This is a genomic window from Streptomyces sp. CG 926 (assembly GCF_003148825.1).
GTDB lineage: Bacteria > Actinomycetota > Actinomycetes > Streptomycetales > Streptomycetaceae > Streptomyces.
Genome location: NZ_QGGZ01000016.1, coordinates 125,106 through 145,139, shown reverse-complemented (window position 1 = coordinate 145,139; position 20,034 = coordinate 125,106). Strand labels below are relative to the sequence as shown.

At 71.1% G+C, this 20,034-nt stretch carries 18 protein-coding genes and 1 pseudogene; 11 read left to right on the top strand and 8 right to left on the bottom strand.

All coding sequences use genetic code 11. The features are described 5' to 3' along the window. Positions 1–160 precede the first annotated feature (160 nt). Complete coding sequence (locus BCL76_RS34100) at positions 161–1,414, bottom strand: hypothetical protein (protein WP_258310065.1); 1,254 nt, start codon at positions 1,412–1,414, stop codon at positions 161–163. Positions 1,415–1,718: 304 nt separating this feature from the next. Here BCL76_RS34100 and BCL76_RS34095 point away from each other — a divergent pair, with 304 nt between their 5' ends. Both BCL76_RS34095 and BCL76_RS34090 read left to right on the top strand, forming a co-directional pair. Next, a complete protein-coding gene (locus tag BCL76_RS34095) occupies positions 1,719–2,411 on the top strand; it encodes a class I SAM-dependent methyltransferase (protein WP_181382855.1) in 693 nt (230 codons plus the stop codon). A 355-nt stretch (positions 2,412–2,766) separates the two neighbouring features. Next, the gene (locus BCL76_RS34090; RefSeq protein ID WP_109783237.1) at positions 2,767–3,291 is read left to right on the top strand and encodes a hypothetical protein; all 525 of its coding nucleotides are present in this window, start codon (positions 2,767–2,769) and stop codon (positions 3,289–3,291) included. 91 nt (positions 3,292–3,382) lie between these two features. Here the strand turns inward: BCL76_RS34090 and BCL76_RS34085 are convergent, their stop codons facing one another. Continuing rightward, positions 3,383–3,616 carry a hypothetical protein gene (locus tag BCL76_RS34085; protein ID WP_109783236.1) on the bottom strand — a complete coding sequence of 78 codons (234 nt, stop codon included), beginning with the start codon at positions 3,614–3,616 and terminating at the stop codon, positions 3,383–3,385. Positions 3,617–4,312: 696 nt separating this feature from the next. On the opposite strand from BCL76_RS34085, the gene BCL76_RS34080 reads away from it, so the two are divergent. Both BCL76_RS34080 and BCL76_RS34075 read left to right on the top strand, forming a co-directional pair. Continuing rightward, positions 4,313–4,642: a hypothetical protein gene (locus BCL76_RS34080; protein ID WP_109783235.1), complete on the top strand. Its 330-nt coding sequence runs from the start codon at positions 4,313–4,315 to the stop codon at positions 4,640–4,642. A gap of 604 nt (positions 4,643–5,246) precedes the next feature. Next, on the top strand, positions 5,247–6,884 hold the full coding sequence (locus BCL76_RS34075; protein ID WP_181382854.1) for a sigma-70 family RNA polymerase sigma factor: 1,638 nt from the start codon (positions 5,247–5,249) through the stop codon (positions 6,882–6,884). A gap of 305 nt (positions 6,885–7,189) precedes the next feature. Here BCL76_RS34075 and BCL76_RS34070 read toward each other — a convergent pair whose 3' ends face one another. After that, entirely contained in the window at positions 7,190–7,426 is a 237-nt protein-coding gene (locus BCL76_RS34070) for a hypothetical protein (protein WP_109783233.1), read from the bottom strand. Between the two features lie 123 nt (positions 7,427–7,549). Continuing rightward, complete coding sequence (locus tag BCL76_RS34065; RefSeq protein ID WP_375137997.1) at positions 7,550–8,920, bottom strand: AMP-binding protein; 1,371 nt, start codon at positions 8,918–8,920, stop codon at positions 7,550–7,552. Between the two features lie 278 nt (positions 8,921–9,198). Here BCL76_RS34065 and BCL76_RS34060 point away from each other — a divergent pair, with 278 nt between their 5' ends. Beyond that, positions 9,199–9,693 (top strand): anthrone oxygenase family protein, encoded by a 495-nt coding sequence (locus BCL76_RS34060; protein WP_258310064.1) that lies wholly within the window; start codon positions 9,199–9,201, stop codon positions 9,691–9,693. A 146-nt stretch (positions 9,694–9,839) separates the two neighbouring features. Here BCL76_RS34060 and BCL76_RS34055 read toward each other — a convergent pair whose 3' ends face one another. Continuing rightward, positions 9,840–10,682, bottom strand: a complete 843-nt coding sequence (locus BCL76_RS34055) for a hypothetical protein (RefSeq protein ID WP_109783231.1) — start codon at positions 10,680–10,682, stop codon at positions 9,840–9,842. Between the two features lie 179 nt (positions 10,683–10,861). Here BCL76_RS34055 and zwf point away from each other — a divergent pair, with 179 nt between their 5' ends. Together zwf and BCL76_RS34045 are read left to right on the top strand one after the other, a co-directional pair. Then, positions 10,862–12,301, top strand: a complete 1,440-nt coding sequence (gene zwf, locus BCL76_RS34050) for a glucose-6-phosphate dehydrogenase (RefSeq protein WP_109783230.1) — start codon at positions 10,862–10,864, stop codon at positions 12,299–12,301. A 111-nt stretch (positions 12,302–12,412) separates the two neighbouring features. Next, a complete protein-coding gene (locus tag BCL76_RS34045) occupies positions 12,413–13,444 on the top strand; it encodes an acyl-CoA dehydrogenase family protein (protein ID WP_146228482.1) in 1,032 nt (343 codons plus the stop codon). A gap of 40 nt (positions 13,445–13,484) precedes the next feature. Here BCL76_RS34045 and BCL76_RS34040 read toward each other — a convergent pair whose 3' ends face one another. Continuing rightward, positions 13,485–13,868, bottom strand: a complete 384-nt coding sequence (locus BCL76_RS34040; RefSeq protein ID WP_109783228.1) for a VOC family protein — start codon at positions 13,866–13,868, stop codon at positions 13,485–13,487. 185 nt (positions 13,869–14,053) lie between these two features. Then, positions 14,054–14,953, bottom strand: a complete 900-nt coding sequence (locus BCL76_RS34035; protein WP_109783227.1) for a GNAT family N-acetyltransferase — start codon at positions 14,951–14,953, stop codon at positions 14,054–14,056. A 624-nt stretch (positions 14,954–15,577) separates the two neighbouring features. On the opposite strand from BCL76_RS34035, the gene BCL76_RS34030 reads away from it, so the two are divergent. The 3 genes and pseudogenes from BCL76_RS34030 to BCL76_RS34020 all read left to right on the top strand — a co-directional run bounded on the left by BCL76_RS34030 (position 15,578) and on the right by BCL76_RS34020 (position 18,866). Beyond that, a complete protein-coding gene (locus BCL76_RS34030; protein ID WP_109783226.1) occupies positions 15,578–17,188 on the top strand; it encodes an alpha/beta hydrolase in 1,611 nt (536 codons plus the stop codon). A 145-nt stretch (positions 17,189–17,333) separates the two neighbouring features. Next, a pseudogene (locus tag BCL76_RS34025) lies at positions 17,334–18,003 on the top strand (alpha/beta hydrolase). A 74-nt stretch (positions 18,004–18,077) separates the two neighbouring features. Then, on the top strand, positions 18,078–18,866 hold the full coding sequence (locus tag BCL76_RS34020; RefSeq protein ID WP_109783225.1) for an alpha/beta fold hydrolase: 789 nt from the start codon (positions 18,078–18,080) through the stop codon (positions 18,864–18,866). Between the two features lie 86 nt (positions 18,867–18,952). Here the strand turns inward: BCL76_RS34020 and BCL76_RS34015 are convergent, their stop codons facing one another. Continuing rightward, positions 18,953–19,363: an SgcJ/EcaC family oxidoreductase gene (locus tag BCL76_RS34015; protein WP_109783224.1), complete on the bottom strand. Its 411-nt coding sequence runs from the start codon at positions 19,361–19,363 to the stop codon at positions 18,953–18,955. Between the two features lie 91 nt (positions 19,364–19,454). Here BCL76_RS34015 and BCL76_RS34010 point away from each other — a divergent pair, with 91 nt between their 5' ends. After that, positions 19,455–20,012, top strand: a complete 558-nt coding sequence (locus BCL76_RS34010; protein WP_109783223.1) for a hypothetical protein — start codon at positions 19,455–19,457, stop codon at positions 20,010–20,012. Positions 20,013–20,034 lie beyond the last annotated feature (22 nt).

Below are 20,034 nucleotides of genomic sequence, written 5' to 3'. Positions count from 1 at the left end.
GGCACGCTTCGAACGGGACCCGCCGGAACGAAACGGAGCCGCCGGACCCGGGCGGAACACCACCACGAACACCACGACGGTCGGGACGGTCGGGACGGTCGGGACGGTCGGGACGGTCGGGGGAAATCTGCCCCTCTCCGCACCCGGCCGGCCCCGGTCTTCAGGTGTGCACGGCCCGGGGCAGGCCAGGGGCACGCAGCGCGTCCAGGCGTGCCTGAGTCAACCGCAGAAGACGGGGGTCCAGCGCGGGCAGGGCCCGCAGAAGGTCGACCAGTTCGGGCCCCGACTCCACTACCGATGCCCGGTCCTTGAGCTGGGTCCAGCAGTACAGGGCCCCCGCCGCCGCGGCATGAACCTCCCGGCCGGCCACACCCTGACCGACCAACCGGGCCCGGCACGCCCCGATCCACAGCCCTGTGGCCAGCGGGAAATCGCCCGCCATCCGCGCCAGATCCGCCCGGATCTCCGCCCACTCGACCGCCTCCATCGAGGAGAACCCGTACGTGTGCCGGACGTGCTCCTCCCAGACCCGGGCGAGGGCAGCCGCTTCGAGATGACGACCCCCCGTCGCCAACGCGTGAATGTACGGCCGCGGATCCCCACCCGTCACCTCGTCGAGCGGCGGCCCGACAACCACCCCGGCAGTCGGAACGGCGGTCGAATCGGGGGTCGGACCGGCAATGGAGACGGAGGCCGAATCGGCGGTCCGGGCGGAGACCGGTCCGCCCCCGTCCCCCGGCCGCCCCTGCCCGCCCGGCCGGTACGGGTCCGACCTGTACGGGTCCGACCTGTACGGGTCCGACTGCGGAGCCGAGCGCGAGTCCAGCTCATGGGCGGTCGGCAGGACCAACGCCCCCGGCGGAAGCCCCGCCGCCCCCGCCGCAAGCGCATGCAACTGCACATCGCCAGGCCTGGCCGGACCGCGACGCAACTGCTCGATCCAGTGCCGGGTATAACCACTGACCGCCCCGTCACCGGCGGCGAAGCCCGGCGGACACACCACCCCGTACACCTCTGCGTGCGAAAGCCCGGGCAGCCCCCTGTACTCCCGCAACGACGGCCACGCATCTGCGTCCGCGGCCAGGTCGAGAAGTACGGTCGTCATCCCCGCGGGACGACCACGCAACTCGCTCTCCAGCCAATCCCACGGCAACGCCGTGTACCGAACGGCCGCCCGCGTCGTCCCCGCCAATGCCAGATACAGCCGCCCACGCCGGTCCGCGGTCAACCGACCCGACAGATAGACGAACAATGGACCCGGCGTCGCAGCCGCCGAACGCAGCCTGGCCAGAACGGTGTTCGGATCACGGGCTCCGTCCAGGCACACCGAGTCGGTCGGGAGGTCACTGCCCAGCAGCGCCGCGGCCGGCACCATCGCGAGAGCCGCGACATTCGCGCTCGGCGCCAACTGCACCGTCCGACGACACACAACGGTGTCCCCGGCTACGAGCAGGACATGGCCCCGCGGCTCCCCCGGTCCGTTGAAATTCATGAGCAGACCGTACCCACCCCACGACCACCACCACGAACGGAACCTCCACACCGCCCGAGCATCACACCGTCCCAACTCCCCCGTACCTCGATCGAACTGAGATTCTTCTCCCGGAGAGTGCGCTTCCTGAGCTGCTTCCCGCTGCGATGCGGCAAAGGTAGCCGTCCGTAGAGGTAGCGGAAGGGTGGTAGGGGAACGGCAGCCCGCCACGGCTCGTTGGGTGGGCATGAAGCTGAGCGTGCGAGCGGGATATCAGGGGACCGGGCCCGGAGCGATCACCCCGGACGGCTGCGCGGTCGAGCTCTACTCGCGGCTACCGGTCGGAGCCGAGCCGGACATCGTCGCTGCTGCCGTTCCGGCGGGTGTACACGTCCTGGAACTGGGCTGCGGCGTGGGGCGCGTGACGCATCCGCTCCTGGAACGGGGTTTTACCGTGACGGCCGTGGACGAGTCCCGGGAGATGCTCGACCGGGTCCGCGGGGCGCGCACGATATGCAGCACGATCGAGGACCTTGATCTGGGTGAGAGCTTCGCCGTGGTGATGCTCGGGTCGTTCCTGGTACACGCCGGAGACGTCGAAGTGCGTCGGGCGCTGCTGCGCACTTGTGTCCGGCACCTGGAAACGGGTGGCTGCGTGCTGATCCAGCGAGAGGGCGCGGACTGGCATGCGGATCTGCCACGTGAGCGCATGGACCCCAGCGGTTTCACGCTGCGGATCGTGTCGGCTGATTCCGTCGGCGAGGGGGTGAACTCGGTGTGCGCGGAGTACGAGTTCCCCGACGCCACATGGACCCAGAGGTTCCTGTCCAGGCCGCTGACGAAAGAGCAGTTCGAGGTGGCCCTCGCCGAGGTCGGTCTGCACGCCGAAACTTACCTGACGGAGGACGGGACATGGGTGCGGGCCCGTCTTGCGGCGTAGGTGCATGGCGGGGACGCGCCGGCGCAGCCGGCAGGAGGTGAAGGCCGGTACGGACGCTGCCGGCCTTGGTGAGCCGGCGCCCGGCAGCGTGCCTTCGAGACGGGCACCGTGTCGGTCGATCAGCGGTCCGGTGCCCGAGGAGCGGTCGAAGCCAGAGCAACGGCCGCCAGGGTCGGAGCGTGGTCGATCCGTCTCTTACACGGCTGTCCGCTCTCGATCACCGATCCGGAGCCCCGCTTGCCGATCTGCCGGTGCGTGCGACCTCGTCCCCCGTGCGTCACGAAATGGCAACACCGGTCACGATCCTCCGCGCGAGGCGGTCGGATGGGGCTCCTTACGCACCTCAGGGGATCTGATGAACCGAGCCACACACGCCGCCGCAGCCCTCATCACCGTCGCGCTGCTCGCCGGCTGCAGCACCGTGACCAGTACACCCAAGGCGGCCCCCATCGACCGATCCGCCTCCGCGCCGGGCCCAGGCAAAGCCGGGGCCGACGCCACCAGCGCCTTCGGCGTCGTCACCGCCTCGGTGCCGTCCGCCAGGCTCGGCGGCACAGTCACCGCCGAGAACGACCCGAACCACTTCCTCGGGCGCCCGCACCAGTACACGTCGAAGATCACGTTCACGGACGGGCGGATCCCGGCCGACCAGACCGAGGGGAACAAGCCCGGCGACGTCGAACTCGGCGGCAGCATCGAAGTGTTCCCGAACGCAGCAGACGCCAAGGCCCGTCACGACTACATCCAAGCCGTCACCAAAGGCGTCCCCGACCTCACCGAATACGACTACCTCCACGGCGTGACCCTGGTCCGCGTCAGCCGACTCCTCACACCGGCGCAGGCAGCCGACTACGAGAAGGCCGTCGCCGAACTCCCGTGACACCGAACGCCGGGACGCAGAACGCGCAGCCCCCCGCGGCCCCGTCGCGCCCGCGGGCCGCGCCCGCAGCGCGGTGTCTGCGGGGCGCGCCTCAGATGATGTGGATGCGCTCCAGAGCGCCCGCGGTGTCGCGGATCATCAGATCGTTGCCCTTGGCCCGCTCGTTCTCGATGAAGCCGAGCAGGAGCACCGCCCGGTTGATCACGTCGGACTTACTGACGCCGCTCGCGGCGGTCAGCTCGGAGACGATGGTGACCGCCGGGGGGCACAGGGTCACGGAGTACCGCTCGCTGTCGGGGTGCGCGGGAAACTGTTGCTGATCCATGGTGCCGCTCCTTCTTGGAGTCCTGCCCCGGGAGCACTGTCCTAGGATCCCGGGGAACCTGATGCGCACCATGGTTGCACCAAAGCCGCGCACTCATGCAGCATTTTTGCGCAGTGGTCGACTCGGGTCGAGCATGCGCCGAGAAGGGAACGGAACCTGCGGAGCTCCGCGGCCGACCGGTGGGAGATGCCGTGCATCCGTTGGACGGCTGGTCGGGCGGTATGCAGCCGCGGCGCACGGTCCTGGCGGACTTCGGGCTACCGGCCGGCTCGGCTGGATGCGGAGTCGGTGGCCCGGGAGAAGCCTGGGCCGATTTCATGGAGCGGGTCGCCGGCTGTGTGGGCGAGGCCCGGCTGACGGTGACCGGTGGTTGCTGGGGCTGGGATGAAGGGCGCGCTCTACCGACCGTGTTGCCGGACGCTGAGCTCGGCCTACCTGGGGCCGTCCGCCCGGCGGAACTGGTCATCCGGCTGGACGACACCGAGAGAGCGACACAATCGGCGTATCGGCCCCCGACCGCGGCGCCGTCGAACATCGCGGAATCCGGACACACCCCGGAGAAGGCCGCCGAGCTGCGCGAGGTGAACCGACAACTCGCCGCGACCTCTGCGCACCCCGAACTGCCCTCGGAGCCAGGCCGTCTCTTTCGGATCTTGACGGGCCCGCGACGCCCGGCACCTGTCATCAGGGGCCGCCGTGCAATACGCGTTCAGGACCGACGCCTCGCCTGCCGACCACGCGTCCTTCGGCGGCCGGCACGCCGCGCAGCTCGCCTCGGACTCGTTCCTCGTCTGGCTGAAGCTGCCACCGTCCGCCCTCAGCCTGAATCTCAACCCGGACGAGCCGGACCGGATCATCCACAAGCAGTTCGGCAGGACCGATGCCGGACGGGTGCTGCTGGAGACCGTCGTTCTGCCCGCTTCCCGGCGGTACGTCCGCCTCACGTCCCCGCACCGCCAACCTGCGCCGCCACCTGCCCACCCAGCCGGGCCCATTCCTGCGGGGCACGTCGACCGGTCTCCGTGACAGCCACCATGGCCTGCCTCCCCGGCCCTGGCGCGCCCGTACGAGGGCCACGTACGTGACGCGCGACCCCGTGGACATCCGATGAGCTGGGCGAGCCACGGCAGTCGCGGTCGTCGGAACACCGGTGCGCCGCGTATGTGCAGCCCTCGTCCGGAAGTTATCGGGCCGCCCCGTCGCGGATCAACCATTCGGCCATAAGTTGGCACGTAGGTGACAGCTCGACATCTGCGACGGGTTGATTCGGTCGCTGCGTTGACGTTCTCCGCGGCCGGTGCGGGGCTGTACATCCGACTTTCCTGCTGTGCGTTGCACCACAGGTGGGGTCGGGGCTGATTTCAGGCGGCCCCGATGGCAGGAAGGCGACCTCGGCCTTGGGAACCGTGCCGTGTGCGCCGTTCCCCTGAACGGCGCACGACCACAGCGGTTCCGTGGCCGGAAGCGAGCTGCCGGTGGCCCCGCTGTGGGAGGAGGCGATGGGTTTGCTTGCGGCCCCGCAAGGGTGCACACTTGCGCGAATTCCGGTCGGGCGCAGCGTCGCACCCTCATGACGGATGTACCCGGAAACCGAAGCCTGGGACATCAGCAAGCCACACGGGAGCACGTGTTGAGTACATTGGGCACCGCCCGTCAGCAGCAACTCCGAAGCCTCAGCGACGGGGAACTCTGTGCCCTGCTGCGTGGGCACTCCTCCACGTCGACGCCCGACGCGGCGGTCAGCGATGTGATGGATGAGGTGTTCGCCCGTCACCATCCGTCGGTGCTCGCCTACGCCCGCACGTGCTGCCGGGACGTGTCCACAGCCCAGGACCTCGCCGCCGAGGCCTTCGCCCGTACCTACCGAGCCATCTCCTGGGGTGCCGGGCCCGAGTACGCCTGGCGCCCGTACCTGCTGACCTGCGTGCGCCGTCTGGCGGCCACGTGGGCACGGGATGCCGCCCGTACGCGGCTGTCCGACGACTTCGAGGAATGGGCGGCCCAACTCTCCGACGGCCAGGACACCGAGGACGCCGTCTTCTCGGCGGAAGAGGGGTCGCTGGTCCTGCACGCCTACCGGTCCCTACCGGAACGTTGGCAGGCCGTGTTGTGGCACTCCGTCGTCGAACACGAACCGGCGGCCGAGACGGCGGCGCGCCTCGGCATATCGGCGGGCGGGGTCGGCTCACTGGTGTCGCGTGCACGGGAAGGCCTGCGGGAGGCGTACTTGCGCGCTCACCTGGACCAGAGCGCCAGCGACGAGTGCAAGCACTACGGCGGGCAGATCGCCGCCAGGCTGCGTCGACCGAGTACGCGTCTCACCCGGGACCTCGGCCGCCACCTCAAGGGGTGCGACGACTGTGCTCGGGCCGAGCGCGACCTCCGCGATGTCAACGGCCGGCTGGGCGTGCTGCTGCTCGGCGGCATCCTGCTGTGGAACCCTGAATCCTTCCTGGCGGCCTTGGGCGGGAACGGCGGAGTTCAACTCGCCTCGAGCGCACTGGACGGCACGCAGCTCGCCGGGGCCAAGGCCGGCACCGTGAAGTGGGTGGCGGCGGCAGCCGTGGCGGGAACGGCGGCCACCGTGGTCGTCCTGCTGCCGGCCGACCCCGAGAGCGACAGGTCCCGGCAGGCGGCAGTTCCCACCAGAACCTCTGCGGCCCCGGACGGCCCGCTGCCGGAAACCGCCCCGATCGTCGCCATAGGCCCGGCGGCTTTCGCCAAAGCCCCCGCCACGAAGCTCCCTTCCGCCTCGGCGTCCGGGTCCGCCTCGCCGACGGCCGCGCCGACCTCTGCGGCACCCTCGACGGGGCACACCGGCGCCGCCCTGATCAACGTGGCCTCGGGGCTGTGCGTCGGCGTGGGCGGCCCCGGTTCCGACGGCCCGTTGCGGCTCGAGAAGTGCACCGGCAAGGCTGGCCAAGCCTGGCAGAAGCTGCCTGCCCAGCAGAACACCTACCAGCTCCGCAACGCGGACACCGGTACCTGCATCGACGGAACCACCCGCGGTGGGAACGTCTCCGCGGTCTCCCTTCGCGCCTGCCGGACCGGTCCGGACCGCGTGACGCAACTCTGGCGGTTCGAACAGGACGCTCGGCCCGGCACGTACCGCATCTGGTTCGTGCCGAAAGTCCCGCACACCGACTACGCCGACCATCTGCTGGGCCCGCGGAACTGGCCGAAGGCCGACCCGCCGCATCCGGGGTCGGACCTGGTGCACCTGCCCAACTACTACAACTCGGCCAACATGGTCTTCGCCCTGGCGTAGGTGCTCGCGGTCCGGGCTCCCCGGCCGAGCACGGTCCTCATCCGGCCCGTCCGATCGCCAGCCCGTCTGATCGCCGGTCCGCCCATCGCCGGTCCGTCGACCGGCGCGGTACGTCGACCGGCGCGGTACGTCGGCGGGTTGATGCGGGCATGACGTGGCGGTCGATCGAACGGGTGGTGGGTGGGGGCTCGGCCGAGGGTGAACCGCCGTACCGCCGTGTACCGCAACTCCGACGGGCCTGCTCCGCACCGCCGCCGGCTCGCGGATGTGGCCGGGGCCGGGCTGCGCGGGCCGCGCCGCGTGCCTCAATCCGTGGGCTCCTGCGGCTTCGGATCGTTGTGATCATTGGGCTCAGCAGTGTGATCGGTCTCGCCGCGTGGTTCCTCCTCGGTCCCCTCGCGCTTCTCGGCATCCCACAGATCGGGCGCCGCACCGCCCAGCGGAGGAAGGTCGGGGGTGAGGGCGTCTTCGCTCTCGGGAACCTTGGCGGGCAGTTCCGGTTCGGGCGTTCGGGACATGCGGGCCTCCCCTTCATAGGTCATGTGACCCACCTGCCCCTCATTCCGGCTCGAACACCTCCCCGCAGACGCCGGTGGAAGTAGGGGACTTGGCGGCCGCGGTGAAGAAGGAGCACCCGGGCCGCGGCAGCCGTGCGGCCGAACTGCTCAGGTCCGGCGCCGCTCCTCCCCCTCCAGCAGGAGCCGCTTCTGCGGCTTCCCCATCGCGTTGCGCGGCACCGCCTCGATGAAACGGACCTCACGCGGACGCTTGTGGACGGACAGACGCGCCGCCACGAAGTCGGTGAGTTCGCCCCCGCTGACCGCCTCGGCCACCACGAACGCCACGATGCGCTCGCCCAGATCGGCATCCGGGACACCCACCACCGCCGCCTCCCGGACCTGCGGATGGTCCAGGAGTGCGTTCTCCACCTCACCCGCCCCGATCCGGTATCCACCGGACTTGATCATGTCGGTGGAGGCGCGTCCCACGATCCGGTGCACACCTTCCCCGTCGACGGCCGCGATGTCCCCCGTTCGGAACCAGCCGTCCTCCGTGTACGCGGCCGCCGTCGCGTCCGGTCGGCCCAGGTAGCCCGAGAACAGCGTCGGCCCCTTCACCTGGAGCTCACCGATCTCCGCGCCCGCCTCGGTCACGAGCCGCGTGGCGATGCCGTCCAGCGCGGTGCCGACCGTACCGGGAGCCACCTGTCCACCCGCCCGCCCGCTGATCGTGATCAGCGTCTCGGTCATCCCGTACCGCTCCACCACCCGGTGCCCGGTCGATCGCTCCAGATCGCGGAAGACCGGAGTCGGCAGCGCCGCACTTCCCGACACCAGCAAGCGGGCCCCCGCCAAAGCAGTGGCCGCTTCCGGCGCGGCCGCGATCCGCGACCACACGGTCGGCACGCCGAAGAAGAGACTCCCGCCCGCCGCCGCGGCTGCCGCGTACGCCTCCGGCGTCGGCCGGCCGGTATGCAGCAGACGACTCCCCGTCCGCAGAGCCCCCAGCACACCCAACACCAGCCCATGGACGTGGAACAACGGCAGCCCGTGCACCAGTACGTCCTGCGGACCCCACTCCCAGGCCCCCGCCAGCGCGTCCAGATCGGCGACGATCGCGGCCCTGCTCAGCACCACACCCTTGGGCACACCCGTGGTCCCCGACGTGTAGAGGATCAACGCCGGATCCTCCGCCGCCGCCGACGGTAGGGGGCCGGGCGCCGGCGCGCGCCGGGCGAAGTCCACCTCCAGCAGCCGAGCGCCGGAGTCCCGCAGGATGTGATCACGCTCCACCGGCCCCGCGTCCGGTGGCACCGGTACGCAGGGCACCCCGGCGAGCAGACCGCCGACCACCGCCGCCACCGTCTCCAGCGAAGCCGTCGCGGTCACCGCGAACGCCGGGACCGGCCCCCACCCCGCGAGATCGGCGGCCACCGCCGCGGCCGCACCCAGCAGGTCCTCGTACGACGCAGCACGGCCCGCGACCGACACCGCGTCCCCGCGGTCCCCGAACGCCCCGGTCAGAGCAGTCAGCACGACAACACACCCCATCAACATCAGCAGCTCGAGCAGGAGCAGGAAGATACGACCCAACGTAACCACAGGGCCCCAGCACCACTCCACCCCTATGATCAACTGAACCCCACCCCACCACCGGCACCGCACGGCGAAATCCGGCCCCATCCCGGCCCGGCACGGCCCGCCTACCCCGGCATCGCACGGCACCACCCCTGGCACGACCCGGCACGAACAGCCCTGCCCGGCCTCCCGGCCCGGCTGCGGGCGCCTACCGGAACACCAGAGAGAGGAACCACGTGGAAACCGCCCGAACCGCAACCCTCATCGCCGCGACGATCGCCACCGGACTCATCAGCGGCCTGTTCTACGCGTTCACCGTCGCCGTCATGCCCGGCCTCGCCCGCAGCAGTGACAAGACCCTCGTCGAAGCCATGCAGAACATCAACAAGGCCATCCTCAACGGCTGGTTCATACTCGCCTACCTCGGCGCCCCCCTCCTCACCGCCGTCACCCTCGTCCTCCACGCCACCGACCCCGACACCCGGGACGTGATCCTCCCGCTGGCCGCCGCACTCGCCGCCTACGTGGCCGCCATGGCCGTCACCGCCCGCATCAACATCCCCCTCAACAACGCCCTCGACCAGGCCGGATCCCCCGACCACACCGACACCACCACCGCGCACACCACCCGCACCGCCTACGAGACCCCCTGGAACAAGGCCAACACCTGGCGAACCGTCCTCACCACGGTCAGCCTCGGCCTCCTCGCCTACGCTCTCACCCTCCACTGACACATCCCCGACACCGGCCCAGGCACCGGCCCCGGCCCCGGCCTCGGCCCCGGCGCCGGCGGTGACGCGGACGCTGACACCGAGCCGCCCCTGTCAGGTCCGTCCACCTCCCGCCGCGATGTCGCACCCGCCGCGCACACCACCGCCTACGGCCGTTCGAAGAGCTGCAACACCCCGCCGAACGAGAAGCACAGCGCACCGGTCAACGTCCCCCAGTTGGCGATGTCGACGTTGACCAGGCTTGCGGTGGCGGGGCGGGTGAAGGCCGCCAACGCCGAGACCATGAACAGGATCGAGCCCAACTGGTTCACCGCCACCACCCACCACCCGAGACTTCGGGAGCGGATGCACGGCCAGGGCCGGTGGCAGATCTCGGCGAAGGCCAGATGCCCCGAGATCAGGAACAGCACGCACCCGATCACGTCGGGAGTCCAGATCAGCCGGTTGACCTGGCTGACGCTGAGGCCCTGCAGAAAGGAGTCCAGCAGGTTGACACCGAACACGAGCGTTCCGGTGAACAGGACGAACGTGCTCAGCCAGTCCAGCCGCATCGGCTCGTACCCCCACCACCGCCAGCCGGCCGTGGACAGGAAACCGCCGTCCGGGGCATGACGAGGCCCGTTCAGCACCTGCAGCAGCGAAACGTAGCCCCCGGTGGTGAAGAACAGCCCGCCTACGAGGTACACCCACGCGCTGACGAGCGGATCGCCCGCGCCGAACTGCGCGACCGCGGCGCCGACGGCGAACAACGCACCGCCGATGACGAACGCGGTGGAGGCGACGGCGTTGAGCCTGCGCACTCGGCGCAGCACCCCGGGATCGGCGGTCGCGACCCGGCCGACCGTGTCCCCCGGGCCCCGGACCGACAGCGTGCCGCGCTTGCGCGCCGGCCGCGAGTCCCAGACGACCGTCTCCCCCTCGGGACGCCGCCAGGTGCGCCGGGTGACGAACGGTCCTGCGCCTTCGACGCTCTCCAGAGGCTGTCCCACGATCCCGAGACTAGTGCCGAGCGCGATACCCGCCCGTCAGCGCCGCACCCGAGGGTGAACAAGGAGAACACGCGCTGCGTGTGGTGACCCGGGTGGCGGAATCCCGGGTGCCTGATCCTTGGTGACCACGCACAGTGGGTGCTCAGGGCGAGACGACCGCCCGGAACGGAAGTGCGGCGATGGCCTCAGGCACACCCGACCACGTCATCGTCCTCTTCGGCGCCACGGGAGACCTGGCCCGCCGCAAGCTGCTGCCCGGCCTGTTCCACCTCGCCAAGGCGGGGCTGATGCCCCGGCGCTACCGCATCGTCGGCACCGCCCCGGCGGCCGAGGCGCTGAGCGACCAGGAATTTCGCGCCCACGCCCGGCAGGCCGTGACGGAGTTCGGCCGTTCGCGCCCCGAAGGCCCCGTATGGCAGGAGTTCGAGTCCGCCCTGTCCTTCGGCTCGGCCGACCCGAATGCCCCGGAGCCGCTGGTGGCGGCGGTGCGCGCGGCGGAGCAGGCCGTCGGTGGCACACCGCGACGGCTCTTCCACCTCGCCGTTCCGCCCGTCGCGTTCACCTCGATGGTCGAACTCCTCGGTGCCACGGGTCTCGCCCAGGACGCCCGGGTGATCGTGGAGAAGCCGTTCGGTACCGACCTCGCGTCCGCCCGCGCGCTCAACGGGGCCATCCATGCCGTGTTCGACGAGTCCCGGGTGTTCCGTATCGACCACTTCCTCGGCAAGGAGGCGGTGGACAACATCCTCGCCCTCCGGTTCGCCAACGGCCTCTTCGAACCCCTCTGGAACCGCGAGCACATCAGCCATGTGCAGATCGACGTGCCGGAGCAGATCGACATCCAGGGCCGCGCGCACTTCTTCGAGGGCACCGGAACCTTCCGCGACATGATCGTCACCCACCTGTTCCAGTTGCTCGGGTTCGTCGCGATGGAGCCGCCGGTCGTCCTCGACGCGCAGTCGCTCCGGGACGAGCAGGTCAAGGTCTTCCGCAGCATGCGGCCGCTGGACCCCGCCCACGTCGTCCGCGGACAGTACACGGGGTACCGCGCCGAGCCCGGGGTCGATCCGGCCTCCGACACCGAGACCTTCGCCGCCCTGCGCGTCGAGATCGACAACTGGCGCTGGGCCGGTGTCCCCTTCCACCTGCGCTCGGGCAAGGCGCTGGCCGAGGGCCGGCACGTCGTGACCCTGGGACTGCGCGAGCCCGTCCTCGGCATGTTCCCCCTGAACGCGCGGGCCGCCGTGGACGGCCGGGGCAACGAACTCGTCATCGACTTCGCCGATCCCGGCTCCATCACCGCCAGGTTCCTCGTCAAGGAACCCGGCCCCACCATGCGGTTGGCGGAGGCCGACATGGTCTTCGGCTACCAGAGCTCCTTCACCGCCGACAACTCCCTGGAGGGCTACGAGCACCTCCTCCTGGAGGCGATGCTCGGCGACCAGTCCTTCTTCACCCGGTCCGACGGCATCGAACGCCTGTGGGAGATCTCGGCCCCGCTGCTGGACGCGCCCCCTCCCGTGGAGCCTTACGCGCCCGGGACCTGGGGGCCGGACAGCATCGACGCGCTCGTCGCCCCGTACCGCTGGCACCTGCCCGCCCGACCGACACGGATGTGACGGACGGGCGGTGAGTCCGGATCGAGGTGGTCGCTGATGCGAGGGGTACCCGGCGAGGGGACGGCCTTGGGGACGCCGCCTCACCTGGCGGCCGAGCCATTGATCGAGTCGGTGACACGCACCGCGACCTCCGTGCTCCGGCCTGATGCGGAGCGCACCGCCGTCGAAGGTGTCTCCAGCGCCCAGTTGGACGAGCTGGCGCTGAGCGGCGCCTACGGGATCCTCGGGTACGAGCCGACGCCCGAGAGCGGCTGCACCGGGACGCAGGTGGTCCGTGAGGTGCACGAGATCCTCTCCGCCGTCGATCCGTCCACCTGGTTCGTCTATACGCAGCACTTCGCCCTCGTGAAGGCGCTGATGAAGAGCGCCGACCCCGATCTGCGGGACCGCTGGCTTCCTGACCTGGTCACGGGCGCACGGCGGGCCACGGCCGCCTTCGCGTACCTGCGCCATCCGCAGCCGCCCGTGTCGGCGGAGCGCTGCGCGCAGGGGTGGCGGCTCCGTGGCCGTGTGCCCTGGATGACCGGCTGGGGTCTCGCGGACATGGCGATCGTCGGGGCCGTCGCCGCCGATGACCGGGTCCTGTTCGTACGCGCGGACACGGGCCCCGGCATGGCCGCGGTGGCATCGCCGCCGCTGTGGGCGATGGGCGCGACGCACACGGCGGCCGTCGAGCTGCGGAACGTCGTCGTTCCGCCGCAGGACGTGATCTCCGTCGAGTCGAGGCGGGACTGGGCCCGGTCCTACGATCTGGAGAACGCGAACGCCAATCCGGCCGTCTTCGGGCATCTGCGCGCAGCTGTGGATCTGCTGCTGGCGGCCGCGCCCCGGGCCGGAGCCGCCTACGAGACCCTCGCCCACCGGCTGGCGGACGAGGCCGCCCGGCTGCGTGACGAGGCGTACGGCATGCGCGACGAGCTGGCCCCCGAGCAGGGGGTACCGGCCCGGACCGAGGTGCGGGCCGCGGCCCTGGACCTCGGGGTGAGGGCCGCCACCGCCTGTGTGGCGGCGACGGGCGGGCGCGCGGTGCATTACGGGAACACGGCGGGCCGACTGGCGCGGGAGGCCTTGTTCCACCTGATCCAGGCGCAGACCTCACAGCTGCGGGAAGCCACTGCCGAGGTGACGCTCCGCGGGATCTGAGGCGGTCGGCGTGCGGTCACGCGCTGCCGCGCGCTCGATGTCAGAGGGGCTGGAGTCGCCTGCGCAGGAGGCAGAACTCGTTGCCTTCCGGGTCGGCGAGGACGTGCCAGTTCTCGCTGCCGGTCTGACCCACGTCGGTGGGCCTGGCGCCGAGGGCGAGGAGTCGCTCCAGCTCGGCGTCCTGGTCGCGGTCGGTGGGGTTGACGTCGATGTGCAGTCGGAGCTTCCCGGCCCGCGGGGCGCTGCTGGGGCTCAGGATGAGGGTGGGCTGCGGCCCGCCGAAGCCGGCGTCGGGCGGCCCGATCTCGATGCTTCCGTCGTCCTCCCGGCCGAGTTCGACGTAGCCGAGGACCTCGCTCCAGAACGCGGCGAGCCGGTCGGGGTCGGCGGCGTCGATGACCAGTTCGCTGATGCGGCATGCCATGCCCGTCAGTGTACGGAGAGCGCCCGGGCGTCGACCGTCAGCCGCGCGCAGGGCCGGGTGGCGACCCGGTCGCGTAGGAGCGGTGGGGGGTGACGCGCGGCTCGCTGCGGCGGCCGTGGCCGCGGACGGCCTCGCCCCGCGCCGAGAGCATGACGGCGCGGGGCGAGGGACCGGGACCGCTGGTGCTACGCGGTCGGGGCGGCGGGGTGGAAGTTGATGCGTTCACGCACCACGGGGAAGCCGGCCTTGGCGAAGTTCGCGGCCATGGGGAAGTTGCTCCGGTCCGTGGCTCCGGTGACGGCCTCGGCGCCGTGCTCCACCAGGAAGTGCGTGCACTCGGCGAGCAGGTCGTAGGCGTAGCCGCGACCGCGGTGTTCCGGGAGGACTCCGATGAAGCCGACGGTCGGTCCGGAGGGGTTGTGCGCGGGGATGTGGATGCCGGCCAGGTCGCCCTCGGGCGTGTGGGCGACCTGCCACCACTCGCGCGGGGACGGGCACCAGTGGAAGAAGTCGAGCTCTTCCTGGGCGGCCTGGTCCAGGCCGCCCTCCGCTATGGCCTTCAGCGAGTGGGCGTCGAGGGTGACCGCGTGGATGCGGCGCAGCGCCTCGAAGAAGACCGCATCGTCGGGTTCGGCGGCGAAGACGAGGCGGCCGGGCCGTTCGGGGAGTCCGCGCTCCGGGGTCCAGCGGTACAGGAAGCGTTCCACCAGGAGTTCGTAGCCCGCCGCTCGGGCGGCGGCGAAGCGCGTCCGGGCGGCGGCGGCGAGGGCCGGGTGGTCCCGCCAGTCGCCGGGGAGGTTGATCTCGAGCTCGACCTGCCAGGGGGCGGAGCGCAGGAGTTCGGCCCCTGCTTCCACCTCGCCCTCGGCGACGTCGAACCAGTTGACGTTGATGGGTTCCTTGTCGTCGGTGCCGCCCCACCAGGCGCCGCGGGCGACGACCGTGCCGTCGCGCAGGGCGACTCGCTTCCAGTCGGGGCGGTGCGTGGTGCGCTCGTGGGCGGCGCGGGCGTTCAGCGGGTCGGGGTGTGCGTCGAACAGGTGGGCGTCGCTCTCGTCGAGCACGCGGATGACCGGATCGGTCATGGATTCCTCCGGGATGTGTTCTGCGTGGGGCGCTCCCGGTCTTGGATCAGAACCACACCGGGGTAACGGGGAGGGAGCGCTGGTTGGTTGAGATCTGCACGGCACTCGCCTCCTTCCGTTCGTCTCGCGCGACGTGGTCCGAGGCCGGACGATACTTGGTCATCGACGGGTGCGTCCATGCAATTTGCGTTGTGGAGCGGCACGTTGCGTGTGGGGGACGCGCGAGACACACCGCCTGGAGAAGGAGTCGGTCGAGGCAGGCATGGGATGTCACCGATCTCCCCCATCGGCGCACCGCGGGTGCCGACGCTCGGCGTCCGAACCGGGTGGCCGTGCGGCCGTGCGGCCGTGCCGCCGAATCCTGTCCACAAGATCCCTTGTCGCTCGTTCTCGTCGGTTGTCCTCCCTGAGAGGGAGGGGACTACGGGTGGACGGGCGGGTCCGGTCCGGAAGCCCCGGCGATTGCATGGATCTTGGGGTTGAGTCTCGGCCACGTGTCCGGATCTCACGTGGTACGCATGGGGGACGGAAGATCGGCTCTCGGGAGGGATCCGGTCCGACCTGCTCGTCCAACACAGTGGAGACGCAAGCGATTTCACCCGACGAAGGAACGGGGCCACACGCATGAAACGTCTCGCACCACTGCTCGCCACGGCCGGTCTCCTCGCCACCGCTCTTCCCGGGCTGGCGGCGTCACCGGCCTCCGCCGCCCCGACCCCCGCGTACATGCGGCAGACGCCGGCCTGGCACCGCTGCAGTCCCGATCGGCCGGCGGAGTACGAGTGCGCCACCCTAAAGGTGCCGCTCGACTACCGGCGTCCCGAAGGGCGCACCCTGAACCTCGCCATATCCCGGATGAAGAGCGAGAACCCCGCCCAACGGCGTGGCGTCCTCCTCCTCAACCCCGGCGGCCCCGGAGCCTCTGGGCTCTACCGGCCGATCCGGGCGAATGCCGAGATGCCCAAGGACGTCCGCGACCGCTACGACCTCGTCGGCTTCGACCCGCGCGGCGTCGGTGAGAGCAGCCCGATCGGCTGTGGCGAGCTCACCGAAGTGGAGGTAGGCGTCGGCGGGGCGTACCGGCCCGAGACCTTCGCCTCGGACGTGTCCTGGGCGCGCGGAATCGCCGACAAGTGCCGGGCGAACTCGGGCGATGTGATTCCGTACATCACCACCCGCAACACGGCGCGCGACATGGACGTCATCCGCGCCGCACTGGGGGAACGGACGGTCTCGTACCTGGGCTACTCGTACGGGACGTACCTCGGCGCGGTGTACTCCCAGATGTTCCCGGAGCGCACCGACCGGTTCGTCCTGGACAGCGGCATCGACCCGGGGCGCGTCTGGCGCGGCATGATCCAGGCGTGGGGGACCGAAGCCGAGCCCGCCTTCGAACGGTGGACGCGGTGGGCGGCGGAGCGTTCGGACACCTATGGGCTCGGTGCCACGCCCGAGGCGGTCTCGGCCGGCTTCTGGGCGCTGGTGGCGCGGGCCGACCGGGACCCGTTCATGCACTACGGGGAGAAGGTGACGGGTGACTACATCAGGGCCGAACCTTCGCTCTTCTTCGATCCCCACGGCGCCTCGGTCGTCGTCAAGTCCATCAAGGCATCCGCCGACAAGGCGCCCCAGCCGCCGGGTGGCACGACTCCGGGCGTGAGCGGGAAGGGCGCCGACCGGAAGGGGCCGGGCACGCAGTCACCGCTCCGCGGCGTCCGGGCCGGCGGCCCCGGTGTCGACGCGGGAGGCGCGTCGGAGGGTTCGGACACCAGTTCCGCCAACAACGCCACCGCCGTGTACTGGGCCGTGGTGTGCGGGGACACGGACAACTGGCCCCGCGATCCGGAGCAGTACGCGCGGGACGCGGCGCGGGACAAGGTGAAGCACCCGCTGTACGGGGACTTCGCCTCGAACATCAAGCCGTGCGCCTTCTGGCAACGGCCGCTGGAGCCCGCCACGCCCATGAAGACGCGGGCGGATGTCCTGACCGTGCAGAACGAGTGGGACCCGATGACCCCGCTCGCCACCGGCCAGGGGCTGCATCGGGCGCTCAAGGGGTCGCGGATGGTGCTGGCACTGGGGGGTGAGGGGCATGGTGCGTACCTCTCCAACCCCACGGCCTGTGCCAACATACCCGTCAACGCGTACCTGTCGACGGGACGGCTGCCCGCGAAGGACGTGACCTGCCACAACCCGCCGCCCACCCCCGATCCGGAGGGCGCCGGAGCCCGCTGACGGCAGGGCCGGGCGTTCGTCGACGGGACGGCCGCCCGGCCGACCACGCCTCGGCGGACCCCTACGGAACGCGCGTAGGCCGCTGCGTCGTATGCCGATCGAGGTGCCAAGTTCATGGGGTCGTCACCGACCCGAGGAGGGCGAATTGGCCGCCGTGATGCTCGTTCATGGCCTGTACCACCGTCCTGAGCACTTCGCCGACGTGGCGGAGCGGTTGAGGGCGGCCGGGACCGAGGTTGTCGTTCCCGAACTCCACCGGGGTTCGCTGCTCGCCGATACGGCCGCGGTCCAGGCTGCCGTCGACGCACTGCGGGAGCCTCCGGTCGTACTCGGCCACTCCTACGGCGGTTCGGTGATCACGGGGGTGCGCGGAGCGGGACACCTGGTGTACCTGGCGGCCTTCGTGCCCGATGCCGGTGAGAGCGCGGCCGGTCCGGGTGGGGGGGTCCGCGCAGCTGCGGGACGCGATCCGCCCCGGGCGGGACGGCACGACCACGCTGTGCCCCGACGGGGCCGCCGCCGTCCTCTACGGCGACTGTCCCGCACCGCTCGCCGCCCGGGCGGTCGCTCTCCTACGGGCCCAGGCTCCCGGCTGCGGGCGAGGAGTTCCGGAGCGGCACGGGTGGCGGCACACGCCTTCCACGTACGTCGTCTGCGCCCAGGACCGGGCCGTCGACCCGGTCCTGCAGCGCAGGATGGCGTCGCGCTGCACCGAGATGCGCGAGTGGCGGACGGGCCACTCCCCCTTCGTGGGCCGGCCCCCGCTCGTCGTCGGACTCCTGCGGGAACTGCTCGCATCCACGACCGCCCCATGAGGCGTTGCGGGCGCACGCGGTCCCCTGCCGGGAATTCCATCGCCTTCGCGGACCTGACCTGGGACTATCTGCGCATGCTTATGCTTGCCGACGATCTCGGCCATCTTTCCTACACCGTCTCCGGCGAAGGTTCGCCCGTGGTGCTCGTACACGCCGGCATCGCCGACCACACCATGTGGGACGCCGTCGTGCCCGCCCTGGCGGAGCGGCACACCGTCATCCGCTACGACCTGCGCGGCTTCGGCGAATCCGCTCCCCCGGTCGGGCCGTTCAGTGAGACCGATGATCTGTGCCGTCTCCTGGACCACCTCGGTCACGAGAGTGTCCGGCTCATCGGCGCGTCCTGGGGCGGGCGGGTGGCCGTGGACTTCGCGCTCGCCCACCCCGGTCGCGTGCGGTCCCTGACGGTGCTCGCGCCGCCGTGGCCCGGCTACGAATGGTCCGCGGACATGGTGGCCTACGACGAGGCCGAGACGGCGGCCTTGGCCGCGGGTGACCTGGACGCCGCGGTCCGCGTGAACCTGGACATGTGGCTGCGCGGGCCCGGCCGCGGGTGGGAGGACGTCGCCCCGGGGCTGGCCGATCAGCTCCGGACCCCGGTACGGACGTCGCTGGTCAACCAGGACGTCGTTGGGGAGCACTCCCAGGGCGGCCCGGCGGGCGACATCGCCTCGATCGCCGTTCCCACGCTGGTCGGGATCGGCCTGCTGGACGTCCCCGACTTCCAGGACATCGCCCACCGGTACGCGGCCGGGATCCCCGGCGCCACGCTGGTCGAGTTCCCCGCTGCGGCCCACCTCATCGCCCTGGACGCGCCCACCGAACTCACCGCCGCGCTGCGGCCGTTCCTCGCCCGCCACTGAGTGCGTTCGGCGAAGGTCCGGCTGTCGGCGCATAGGTTCGCCTGCGCCCGACGCCCCGGTCGGACCTTCGCCCGCGCGGGGCCGCCTCAGGCCTGGTCCGCCACCACCTGGGTGTTCTGGCAGGCCGTCAGCAGCCAGCGGCCGTCCGGCTCGCGCGTCATCACGTAGAGCGGGGCGCCCTCGGTGTCACCGGCCGGCGAACGGTAGAGCTGACGCACCTTCACGGCCGCGACGTCCGGGCGCAGGAACTGCGTGTGCACCACCTCGTAGGTGACCTCCCCGTCCCAGCTCGCCGTCGGCAGCACCGCCCGCGTGAACTGCGCTATCGCCTCGAAACCGATGAGGACCTTTCCGTGGGCGGTGGTCCACAGGGCCTCGGGATGGAAGAGCGCGAGGAATCCCTCGGCGTCCTTGGTGCGTTGTGTCCGTTCGACCGTGGCGACGACCTGCGCGATCGCGTCGAGGGAAGCGGTCCTGGCCGCCTGTTCCGTGTTCATGGACACGATCTTGGACCCTCAACCACGCTTGAGGTCAAGGAGCGCGGAAAACTCGGTGACCGCGTGCCCCGCGACGGGGCAGGATCGATCCATGGACAACAAGGTCATGACACGGCTCGCCGAGGCGTTGTCGTCGGGTGCTCCGGTCCGCGTTCACCGCTCCGGGATCCGGGACGGGGACCGGCTCGACGGTTTTGTCGTCGGCGCCGGCGCGGCGTGGACGCTGATCGCCCTGTGCAGTGACATCCAGCTCGACGGCTGGGCGGCGGTCCGTACCTCGGACATCACGAAGGTCGGGTGGCGGGGCGGTACGGACTGCCTGACCGTCCGGGCGCTGCGGCGGCGCGGTCGCTGGCCGGCCAGGGCGCCCGAACCGGCGCTCGACCTCGACGGGTTGGCGGAGCTCGCGCAGGGTGCCTCCCGGGCCTTCGGGCTGGTGTCCCTGCACACCGAGCGGGACGCGCCGGACGCCTGCTGGATCGGCGAAGTGGCCGGGGTACGGCCGAAGTCGCTGCGGCTGCGGGAGGTCGACACCGAGGCTCGGTGGCTCCCGGAGCTGTCGAAGTTCCCGTTCGAGGTCGTCACCCGAGTGGGCTTCGGCGGGCGGTACGAGCGGACCCTGATGGAGTTCGCCGGGCCGTACCGCTGACCGTCGACCGACTCCGCCCTAG

Coding starts and splice junctions, on each gene's coding strand:
- BCL76_RS34070 (WP_109783233.1), bottom strand. CDS start 7,426: ATGACCTATGAAGGGGAGGCCCGCATGTCCCGAACGCCCGAACCGGAA.
- BCL76_RS34085 (WP_109783236.1), bottom strand. CDS start 3,616: ATGGATCAGCAACAGTTTCCCGCGCACCCCGACAGCGAGCGGTACTCC.
- BCL76_RS34035 (WP_109783227.1), bottom strand. CDS start 14,953: ATGACCGATCCGGTCATCCGCGTGCTCGACGAGAGCGACGCCCACCTG.
- BCL76_RS34010 (WP_109783223.1), top strand. CDS start 19,455: ATGGACAACAAGGTCATGACACGGCTCGCCGAGGCGTTGTCGTCGGGT.
- BCL76_RS34020 (WP_109783225.1), top strand. CDS start 18,078: ATGCTTATGCTTGCCGACGATCTCGGCCATCTTTCCTACACCGTCTCC.
- BCL76_RS34015 (WP_109783224.1), bottom strand. CDS start 19,363: ATGAACACGGAACAGGCGGCCAGGACCGCTTCCCTCGACGCGATCGCG.
- BCL76_RS34095 (WP_181382855.1), top strand. CDS start 1,719: ATGAAGCTGAGCGTGCGAGCGGGATATCAGGGGACCGGGCCCGGAGCG.
- zwf (WP_109783230.1), top strand. CDS start 10,862: ATGGCCTCAGGCACACCCGACCACGTCATCGTCCTCTTCGGCGCCACG.
- BCL76_RS34090 (WP_109783237.1), top strand. CDS start 2,767: ATGAACCGAGCCACACACGCCGCCGCAGCCCTCATCACCGTCGCGCTG.
- BCL76_RS34030 (WP_109783226.1), top strand. CDS start 15,578: ATGAAACGTCTCGCACCACTGCTCGCCACGGCCGGTCTCCTCGCCACC.
- BCL76_RS34040 (WP_109783228.1), bottom strand. CDS start 13,868: ATGGCATGCCGCATCAGCGAACTGGTCATCGACGCCGCCGACCCCGAC.